The sequence below is a fragment of the Arthrobacter sp. H5 genome, assembly GCF_000520595.1.
Taxonomy (GTDB): Bacteria; Actinomycetota; Actinomycetes; order Actinomycetales; family Micrococcaceae; genus Arthrobacter_D.
In genome coordinates this window covers 131,227-141,013 of record NZ_KI914978.1, presented here as the reverse complement: position 1 = coordinate 141,013, position 9,787 = coordinate 131,227, and the positions used below count along the sequence as shown (strand labels likewise).

8 protein-coding genes are annotated in these 9,787 nt (G+C 61.4%); 2 read left to right on the top strand and 6 right to left on the bottom strand.

Translation table 11 applies throughout. From position 1 onward, the window contains the following. Positions 1–1,598: 2-isopropylmalate synthase (gene leuA, locus Y708_RS22405; protein WP_035775013.1), on the bottom strand; the 1,598-nt coding region annotated here is incomplete at its 3' end. 223 nt (positions 1,599–1,821) lie between these two features. On the opposite strand from leuA, the gene Y708_RS0102420 reads away from it, so the two are divergent. After that, positions 1,822–3,771, top strand: a complete 1,950-nt coding sequence (locus tag Y708_RS0102420) for a M13 family metallopeptidase (RefSeq protein ID WP_028278681.1) — start codon at positions 1,822–1,824, stop codon at positions 3,769–3,771. Between the two features lie 11 nt (positions 3,772–3,782). Here Y708_RS0102420 and Y708_RS0102415 read toward each other — a convergent pair whose 3' ends face one another. The 5 genes from Y708_RS0102415 to Y708_RS22395 all read right to left on the bottom strand — a co-directional run bounded on the left by Y708_RS0102415 (position 3,783) and on the right by Y708_RS22395 (position 9,214). After that, positions 3,783–5,324: an LCP family protein gene (locus tag Y708_RS0102415; RefSeq protein ID WP_028278680.1), complete on the bottom strand. Its 1,542-nt coding sequence runs from the start codon at positions 5,322–5,324 to the stop codon at positions 3,783–3,785. A 109-nt stretch (positions 5,325–5,433) separates the two neighbouring features. Continuing rightward, entirely contained in the window at positions 5,434–6,363 is a 930-nt protein-coding gene (era, locus tag Y708_RS0102410; protein ID WP_028278679.1) for a GTPase Era, read from the bottom strand. After that, positions 6,350–7,708, bottom strand: a complete 1,359-nt coding sequence (locus Y708_RS22400; protein WP_051478470.1) for a hemolysin family protein — start codon at positions 7,706–7,708, stop codon at positions 6,350–6,352. The genes era and Y708_RS22400 overlap by 14 nt, the downstream gene beginning before the upstream one ends. Then, positions 7,705–8,178, bottom strand: a complete 474-nt coding sequence (gene ybeY / locus Y708_RS0102400; protein ID WP_028278678.1) for an rRNA maturation RNase YbeY — start codon at positions 8,176–8,178, stop codon at positions 7,705–7,707. The genes Y708_RS22400 and ybeY overlap by 4 nt, the downstream gene beginning before the upstream one ends. Beyond that, the gene (locus tag Y708_RS22395; RefSeq protein ID WP_051478468.1) at positions 8,168–9,214 is read right to left on the bottom strand and encodes a PhoH family protein; all 1,047 of its coding nucleotides are present in this window, start codon (positions 9,212–9,214) and stop codon (positions 8,168–8,170) included. The genes ybeY and Y708_RS22395 overlap by 11 nt, the downstream gene beginning before the upstream one ends. A gap of 337 nt (positions 9,215–9,551) precedes the next feature. Here Y708_RS22395 and Y708_RS30290 point away from each other — a divergent pair. Next, on the top strand, positions 9,552–9,787 hold a 236-nt coding region (locus tag Y708_RS30290), incomplete at its 3' end, for a hypothetical protein (RefSeq protein WP_216699712.1).

Sequence of the window (9,787 nt, the reverse complement as noted above, 5' to 3'; positions counted from 1 at the left end):
CCGCCCGCCGACAACGCGTGCTCACTGTAGTCCAGGACCCTGACGTCCACGCCGTCCTGGCCCAGAATCGCAAGCAGCGCGGCGATAGGCCCGTTTCCCTGAGCAGAGCGGCGCTGTTGGACTCCATCCACAAGCAGGGTCGCCGTGAGTTTGAAGGAGCCGTCCTCCGCGGTGTCGGTGTTCATGGACGTCAAGGCGTAGTGGCCCCATGCCGCTCCCCCACCGGAACGGCTGGGAAGGTATTCATCCTGGAAGGCCTCCCACAACTGGGCCCCGCTGATTTCGCCGCCGACGGTGTCGGTGCGGCGTTGAACCGCGCTGGAGAATTCAATCTGTGCCCTGCGGGGCAGGTCCAGGCTGTGCTCGTTCTTGAGCAGGTAGGCAACGCCGCCTTTGCCCGACTGCGAGTTGACCCGGATCACCGCTTCGTAGCTGCGTCCTATGTCCTTTGGGTCGATGGGCAGGTAGGGAACGGCCCACGGAATTTCCTCCACGGACTTACCGGCCGCCGAGGCATCCTCCTCCATCCGTTCGAAGCCCTTCTTAATGGCGTCCTGATGCGACCCGGAGAACGCCGTGAAAACAAGGTCGCCACCGTAGGGCGAACGTTCGGGAACGGCCAGCTGGTTGCAGTATTCAGCGGTGCGTCGAATGTGGTCGATATCGGAGAAGTCAATCTGCGGGTCTATCCCCTGGCCATACAGGTTCATTCCCAGGGTAACCAGATCCACGTTCCCGGTCCGCTCGCCGTTGCCAAAGAGGCAGCCTTCGATGCGGTCGGCGCCGGCAAGGTATCCGAGCTCAGCCGCGGCCACACCCGTGCCGCGGTCGTTATGCGGATGCAGGGAGAGGATGATGTGGTCCCTGTTGGTGAGATTGCGGCACATCCATTCGATGGAGTCCGCATAAACGTTGGGCGTTGCCATTTCAACCGTGGCAGGCAGGTTGAGGATCATCTGGCGGTCTGCTGAGGCCTCCAACACTGCTGCCACTTCATTGCTGATCCGCGCGGCAAACTCGAGTTCGGTCCCGGTGAAGGATTCCGGTGAATACTCATAGGTGATCAGAGTCTCGCCCATGTTCTCTTCGAACTTGCGGCACAACCGCGCACCGCTCAGTGCGATGTCCATGATTCCGTCCATGTCCTGGTTGAACACCACGCGGCGCTGAAGCACCGACGTCGAGTTGTAGAGGTGGACTATGGCCCGATCCGCCCCCTCCAACGATTCATAGGTGCGTTCGATCAGGTGTTCGCGTGCCTGGGTGAGCACCTGGATGGTGACATCATCGGGGATCCGGTCGCCTTTGATCAGCTGGCGCACAAAATCGAAATCCGTCTGCGAAGCGGAAGGGAAACCCACTTCGATTTCCTTGTAGCCCATCTGAACCAGCAGTTCAAACATCTTATGCTTCCGCTCCGGGCTCATGGGGTCAATCAAAGCCTGGTTGCCGTCCCGCAGGTCCACCGCGCACCACCGCGGCGCCTTGGTGATGATTTTGTCGGGCCAGGTGCGGTCGGGAAGCTCCACCGTGATCTGGTCCTGGAACGGGACATATTTGTGGAACGGCATTCCAGACGTGGTTTGTGCGTTGTGCATGAGGTGCGGCCTTTTCTGTTCAAGCGTCCACCGGACGTGTTGTCCGGGACGTGGGCTTCGAGAGTTGGGGGCCGGCAGCACGAACTCCGCAACGGGGGTACGGCCCGTGACTATGCAGTCAGTCTGGCCCCGCCACGGCAGCTAAGAAGAAGCATCCCTGCGCGCACAACGCCAGCCTAGCATGGCCTCTAGGATGAAAAGACGCGCTGACTAAGGAGACCGCATGGAGAACACTGGTATCGATCCAACACACTTTGACCACGCAACACGGCCGCAGGATGACCTGTTCAGGCACGTCAACGGCGGGTGGCTCGCTGCCACCAGTATTCCGGAAGACCGTGCATTGGAGGGCTCGTTCACGCAGCTTCGCGACGAGGCAGAGCTTGCTGTGCGTGGCATTGTCGAAGAGGCAGCGGGGTCGCTGGACGGGAACGGCGACCGGCGGCGCATCGGAGCGCTGTATGCCTCCTTTATGGACACTCAACGGATTGAGGACGACGGCGTCAAACCGTTGCGGCCGCTGCTGGAGAGGATCAATGCCGTGGCTTCTGTTCAGGAACTTGTCCTTCTGGACGCCGGGTTATCCCGTACCGGAGTGCCTGGGCTCGCCCTGCCGTACGTCACCAATGACGCGGGGACTCCGGACCGCTATCTGGTTCATCTGTACCAGTCCGGGCTCGGAATGCCGGACGAATCCTATTACCGTGAGGACAAATTCGCCGATGCCCGCGAGGCGTACACGGCGCTTCTCGAACGGCTGCTTGCGTTGGTCGATATCCCCGAAGCGCGCACCCGGGCCGCCGCGGTGTTCGATCTCGAAACCCGGCTGGCGTGCTCGCATATGGACGCGGTGACCCGCCGTGATCCCCAGGCGACCTACAACCTCCACACAGCTGAAAGCCTGGCCGGAGTGGCTGCGTTCACCAGTCCGTGGCTCGCGGCGCTCACCCAGGGCACCAGTGACATTGCCGAGATTGTGGCCAGTCAGCCCGAGTATCTGGCCGGCGTGTCAAACGCCCTGGAGGACACATCCCTGGAGGATTGGAAGTCCTGGCTGACAACAAGGGTCCTGCTCCACGCCGCAAACTATCTCGGTGATGATTTTGTCAATGCCTCGTTCAGTTTCTACGGGACCTTCCTCACCGGCACTCCGGCGATTAAGGAGCGGTGGAAACGCGGAATTGCCGTGGTGGAAGGCGCAGTCGGGGACGCCGTTGGCCGGGAATATGTCGCGCGGCATTTTCCGGAATCACACAAGGAAAAGATGCAGGCACTAGTGACCAATCTGCTCACCGCCTATGAAGAAAGCATTCGTTTCCTGGAGTGGATGACTGCAGAGACAAAAGAACGCGCGCTCGAGAAACTCAGCCTCTTCACCACGAAGATCGGCTACCCGGAGACCTGGATCGACTATTCGCCGTTGACGATCAAACCCGATGACCTCTATGGCAACGTGGGGCGTGCCACTGCGTTTGAACTGGACCGCCAGCTGGCCAAGCTGGGTGGTCCGATCGACCGCGGCGAGTGGCACATGACGCCCCAGACGGTCAACGCCTACTACATGCCAACCATGAATGAAATCGTTTTTCCCGCCGCGATCCTGCAGCCGCCCTTCTTCGACGCAGATGCGGATCCCGCCGCCAACTACGGCGCAATCGGGGCCGTAATCGGCCACGAAATCGGCCACGGATTTGATGACCAGGGTTCACAGTTCGATGGCCGGGGGGAACTTCACAACTGGTGGACTGACGCTGACCGCGAAGCGTTCCGGGCACTGACCAACCGGCTGGTGGATCAGTACAACAAGTTGGAACCATTGGAGGCACCCGGGCACTCGGTGAATGGCAAGCTCACTCTGGGGGAAAACATCGGCGACCTTGGTGGCCTGTCGATCAGCTTCCGCGCCTACACGATCAGTTTGAACGGAACCGAGCCCCCCGTCATCAATGGCATCGGCGGCACGCAACGGTACTTCTATTCGTGGGCAGAGTGCTGGCGTCAGAAGATCAGGTCGGAGGAAGCAGCCCGGCGGATAGCAGTCGACCCGCATTCACCCAATGAGTTCCGATGCAACCAGGTGGTGCGCAATCTGGGCGAGTTCCATCGCGCTTTCGCCGTCACCGAAACAGACTCGTTGTGGCTGGATGCAGCTGAGCGCGTTCGGATCTGGTAAGGCCGCGCCGATCAGGACTGGCAGGTCACCTGGGCCGCGGTCTGACCTGTCAGGTCCTCCCCCACACCCTCGGACTTCATCGCGAGCCCATCCGTAAAGTCCGTCCCCACCGACAACTCCAGCCCCACGGTGGTCCCGCTGGGGATTAACTGCACATCCGCCAGGCCCAGGAGTTCCGCAAGAGCCGGAGCAATGCCTTCGTATCCTGGCCCCACAAAGAGTTGTGTCGCCGGACGCTGCGGCACATTTTCCGTGAGCGTTTCCGTGTAGCCCTCCTCCACCAAATGGGCTTGCAGTTCCTGCGCGCGCGCCGCGTCGCCGGAGGCATTGAGCACGGCCAACGGGACGAGCGCGGGGTCGAAGGGCAGCTCTTCGGCTGTGGGGTCCGCCGATGGGCTGGGATCCACCGGGTTGGCCGGTGTATCGGTGGACCCTGTGGTGGGTCCGGCTGATGCTTCTTCGGAAGGCCCGTCAGTGATGTCTCTGTCCGCCCGGATTGCGGCGAACAGGGTCTCCGCTTTTTCCTCGTCAAGCACAAGACGGTTGATGTCTGGCTCATACGGGATTACCGGAACAGTGACGAACGCGATGTTGTTCAAGTCCACGTCGGTCAGGCGGTTGGCCAGCTTCAGGAGTTCGGGGATCTGCGCGAGGCCTTCGTCCACCGTGAGGTTTTGAGTTACCGTCTCGGCGATGGAGTACACCTTGGGGATATTGGTCAGCGTCCCTTCATCCTTGATCTTTCGGGCCAGGGAAGCCATGAAGGCCTGCTGGGCGCGGATCCTTCCTTCATCGCCGCCGTCTCCGAAAGCGTGCCTCGTCCGCAGGAAGGCAAGAGCCTGTTCCCCCTCCACTTCGCTGGTGCCGGCCGGCAGTTCCAGTCCGGAGTATGAATCCTCGACAGCTTGGTTGACACAGACCTCCACGCCGCCAACTGCCTTCGAAAGCTCCGTTACGGCGTTGAAGTCCGCCATCATGAAATGGTCAATTTCGAGCCCCGTCACCTCGTTGATGGCTGCGACGGTGCAGCCTGGTCCTCCGTTGGTCAGCGAAGTGTTGAGCTGGGCCAATTCGGAGGCTTCACTGGATGCTCCCGTTTCGGGGTCAACGCAGGCCGGCAACGGAACCAGGAGATCGCGTGGGAAGCTCACCATGGTGACGTTCTCCCTGTCGGCGGAGAGCGTCATCAGCATCATGACATCAGCTTTGCCCGCCTCGTTGGTGAACTCGGCGCCGCCATACTTTCCGTTGTCCTCCCCGGTCCTGGTGTCACTGCCGATGATCAGGATCTGGACCGGGTCGCTGCTCAGATCGATGGGAAGCTGTTCCTCTTGATCCGCGGAGAGGTTCAACGGCTGGGTGGTCACGTTGGACTGCAGTTGGAACACCTTGATGGCGGCAAATCCGACGCCGGCTACCAGCACAGCAGAGAGCACGATGGCGATGATGCGGAGCAGGCGGGATGGGCCGGCGGGCCCAAGGTGGCGGCCGCCGGGGCCATGCTCGCTCCCAACACCGGAACTGTCTGCACCGGACTCGACGCGACGACTCATCTTGCTGCGGCTCCTTCAAGGAATTGGTTCAAAATGCGTAGGCGGATGGATGCCCCCTGAAAAGGAGGCACCCCATAGTCAACGAGCGTGCACCACCTGACGTGCCCGGTCAAAATCCGAGCCGCACCAGCTGCTTAGGATCCCGTTGCCAGTCCTTGGCAATTTTGACGTGCAGGTCAAGGTAAATTTTGGTGCCGAGCAGCGCTTCGATGCCCTTCCGTGCGTTGGTTCCCACCTCACGCAGGCGGGCGCCCCCTTTTCCAATGATGATCGCCTTCTGGGACGAACGCTCGACGTAAAGATTGACGCGAACGTCCAACAACGGGTTGTCAGCGGTCCTTCCCTCGCGGGGAACCATCTCCTCCACCACCACCGCCAGTGAATGGGGCAGTTCGTCGCGCACACCTTCGAGTGCCGCTTCCCTGACCAGTTCGGCGACCATGACGGACTCGGGCTCGTCCGTCAGTTCTCCATCCGGATAGAGGGGCGGTGACTCCGGCATGTGGGAAACGAAGACGTCAGCAACGGTGTCAACCTGGAAGCCGTCAGCCGCCGACACTGGTACGACGTCGACCCAGCCTTCACCGCCAACAGCGTCCACCCCCAGCGCTGCAACGGACAGCAACTGCTCGGTCAGTGCAGCACGGTCCACCAGATCGGCCTTGGTAACGACGGCGATAAGCGGCTTACGGTTCAGCCGGGCAAGCTGCGCCGCAATGAAACGGTCGCCGGGCCCCACCTGCTCATTGGCAGGCAGGCAAAACCCGATCGCGTCCACTTCCGCCAGCGTGTCAGCCACGAGATCGTTCAGCCGTTTTCCAAGCAGCGTGCGGGGACGGTGCAGCCCAGGCGTGTCCACCAGAATCAGCTGGGAGTTGTCCCGGGTGACTATTCCACGGATGGTGTGCCGGGTTGTCTGGGGTTTGGCCGAAGTGATCGCGACCTTTTGCCCGACCAGAGCGTTGGTCAGTGTGGACTTGCCGGCATTGGGCCGGCCAACAAGCGAGACGAATCCCGCGCGGTGCTTAATGTCGCTCATAATGCTCGGCGTTCTCCCTGCTGTTCGGCCTTGATTGGCCACCATTTTGCCTTGACTGCCCAGCGCGGCCGTTGCCGCCGTCGTCGGCCGGGGGCTCCCGCCTCCACGCAATGATGTGCGACACCCTGTTCCGGCGGCCCTCAAGGCATTCTGCGCGAAGTCCAATCCCGTCAACGACAACCTGGCTGCCGACAATGGGAACCCGCCCAAGGCTCTTGGCGAGCAGGCCCCCAACGGTGTCGACCTCGTCGTCCTCGAGATCTACGTTGAACAACTCCCCGAGATCATCAATGCCCATCCGTGAGCTGATCCGATACTCACCATCGGCGAGGGATTCCATTTCGGGTACTTCAGAGTCGTACTCGTCCACAATCTCCCCGACGATCTCCTCGATGAGATCCTCAAGGGTGACGAGGCCCGCCGTCCCGCCATACTCGTCGATAACGATCGCCACGTGGGTGGACTCCCGTTGAAGTTCCTGCAGAAAATCGCTTACCGGCTTTGACTCCGGCACGTACCGGACGTTGCGGCAGACGCCGTCCACGGTGGTTTCCTGGGAGGCACCGCTGTCGCCGTGGAGTTGGGCAACAACGTCCTTCAGATAGAGGATGCCGCGCACGTCATCCGAACTTTCTCCGATGACCGGAATCCTGGAGTAACCCGATCTGAGAAAAAGCGACATCGCCTGTCTCAGCGTGGAACCGGACTCTATGGACACCATGTCCGTCCGGGGAACCATGACAGACCGAACCCTAGTGTCGCCGAGTTCAAAGACGGAATGGATCAGCTCGGCCTCGCTGTCCTCGATCATCTCCGCATCGTTGGCACGGGACAGCAGCTCCCGGAACTCCTCCTCCGTAAAGAATGCGGCCTCCGCACGCGCAGCCCCTGGTGTGATCGCGCTTCCGAGCGCAACCAGCCAGCGCGGGATCGGTCCAAGGATCAAGCAGAGAAATCGAACCAGTGGCGCGGTCAAAGGCACAAACGAAACCGCCCGCGTGCGTCCGAGATGCCGCGGAGAGACACCCACCAGCACAAAGCCCACGCCAGCCATCACGGCTGTGGCCAGCAGCCCCGCAATCCAGACGTTGTCCAGGATGTCGTGGAAAAGGATCGCCACGGCAACCGCAGCCGCCATCTCGAACCACACACGCCAGAACCGGAGGGCATGCATGTGGGCCACCGGAGATTCAAGGATCCGCTTGATCGAGTGCCCGGACGAACCCTGGAGCAACGCCTCGCCGTCCTGCCGTGGGAGGTAGCTGAAAGCAGCTTCAGCAGCCGTGACCAGTGCCGCCACGATGATAAAGAGGAGGGCCATCAGGGCCAGGAGCCAAACGATCACTGAGTGGTTTCCTTTGGCGATTCGCGGCCAAGGAAGTCGGCGAGCAGCCTCCGCTGCAAACCAAACATCTCTTTCTCCTCATCGGGCTCGGCATGGTCAAATCCAAGGAGATGGAGGACACCGTGCGTAGTCAGCAGCAGCAACTCCTCATCCAGCCCGTGCCCCGCAGTTTGCGCCTGCCCGCCGGCGACTTCCGGGCAGAGGACGACATCGCCCAGTATGCCCGCAGGCGTGGGACGTCCCGGAGTGCCCGGGCGGAGCTCATCCATGGGGAATGACAGGACGTCGGTGGGGCCAGGCTCGTCCATCCACTCGATGTGAAGCTTCTCCATCGCGTCCACGTCGACCAGGATGATCGAAAGCTCCGCCTCAGGGTGGATGTAGAGGTTGTCGAGCAGATACCGGCCAAGCCGGACGATTCCTGCCTCGTCCACCTCGGTGCCCGACTCGTTGTTCAACTCAATGCTCAACCCGTGCCGCCCTGCCTCCGTTGCGGCGCGCGTCCCCTGCGCCGCGCCGGGATTCGTCCCACCTGCTGTAGGCGGTCACGATGTCCCCCACCAAACGGTGACGGACGACATCGGACGCGTCCAGGTAGGAGAAGTTGACGTCCTCAACACCCTGCAGGATGTCACTGACCACCCGCAGACCGGAACTTGTGCCTCCCGGCAGATCAACCTGGGTTACATCGCCGGTGACGACCATCCTTGACCCGAAGCCGAGTCGCGTCAGGAACATCTTCATTTGCTCCGGGGTGGTGTTTTGGGCCTCGTCGAGGATGATGAAGGCGTCATTGAGCGTGCGCCCGCGCATATATGCAAGCGGAGCCACCTCGATCGTTCCGGCGGCCATGAGCCGCGGGATGGAGTCCGGGTCCATCATGTCGTGGAGCGCGTCGTACAGTGGGCGCAGATACGGATCGATCTTGTCGCTGAGAGTGCCTGGCAGGAAACCCAGCCGTTCCCCCGCTTCAACGGCCGGTCTTGTCAGGATGATCCGATTGACCTCTTTATGCTGCAAAGCCTGAACGGCTTTTGCCATCGCAAGGTAGGTCTTCCCTGTACCAGCGGGACCAATTCCAAACACAATCGTGTGCCGGTCAATGGCCTCAACGTAGTCCTTCTGATTGAGGGTCTTTGGCCTGATGGTGCGTCCGCGGGAGGACAGGATGTTCATGGTCAGAACATCCGACGGCCTGCCGGCGCTCTGCGTCTTCAACATCACTAGGAGCTGCTCCAGTACCTGCGGACTGACCGTGGTGTTATTGGCTGCAAGGGTCCGCACTTCTGCGATCAGCCGCTCAGCTCGCGAGACATCCGCGGCCGGGCCGGCGATGGAGAGTTCGTTGCCGCGCACATGCAGGCTCACTCCTGGAAACGCGCCTTCTATCGACGTCAAGGCCTCGTCGTTGGTGCCGAGCGCCTGAACCATCTGTTCGGCGGAATCAAAGCGGATTATTCTGCTGTCCAGGCCGGCCGCGCCTATGCCCACTGAAGAATCGGTCATATTATCGGCCGGATTGGCCTTTCATCGCCCCTTACTCTGTGCCGGATCAATACCGGCCGGTTCCGCTTTCAATATTACGTCACGGCTGTCCTGCAGGATACGCGTGGATGGGTCACCGGGTAATCGTTCGATGACGCAACAATGTCTCAGGTGAGCAACGGCCGGGTTTCAATAGCGTCTCAGTCCGGCGACGGGCTGGCTTTTGCACAGTTCCGCGGGCACCGTATGTGCGAAGCTGGATTGACGTCGTCCGGGCTGCTCAGCGCTGGACCTGCGCCCCGAAACAGGACTGGGCGCGGGACGCGTCGTCAGTTGAAGACAGGAAGGGAACGGAGCTTTGCCGCATGCATCCGTGCGCCTTCTCGCAGCGCGCCCACGCCAATGGAAGGCGTTCATCATCTTGTGCGCCGTGCTCGGCTCGGCGGCTTGCACCTCCGCGAATGACAACGGTGCAGATGCGCAATCCGCGATGTCCCCCTCCGCTGCAGCCCTGATTGAATCCTCGAATGCTCTTGCGCCCGACCCTGCTGCCCTTGCGCCCGACCCTGCCATTGCTGGGCAGTCCGCATCTGA

Excerpts from the sequence above, each read along its gene's own strand:
- Y708_RS0102420 (WP_028278681.1), top strand. The coding sequence starts at position 1,822 with ATGGAGAACACTGGTATCGATCCAACACACTTTGACCACGCAACACGG.
- Y708_RS0102415 (WP_028278680.1), bottom strand. The coding sequence starts at position 5,324 with ATGAGTCGTCGCGTCGAGTCCGGTGCAGACAGTTCCGGTGTTGGGAGC.
- era (WP_028278679.1), bottom strand. The coding sequence starts at position 6,363 with ATGAGCGACATTAAGCACCGCGCGGGATTCGTCTCGCTTGTTGGCCGG.
- Y708_RS22395 (WP_051478468.1), bottom strand. The coding sequence starts at position 9,214 with ATGACCGATTCTTCAGTGGGCATAGGCGCGGCCGGCCTGGACAGCAGA.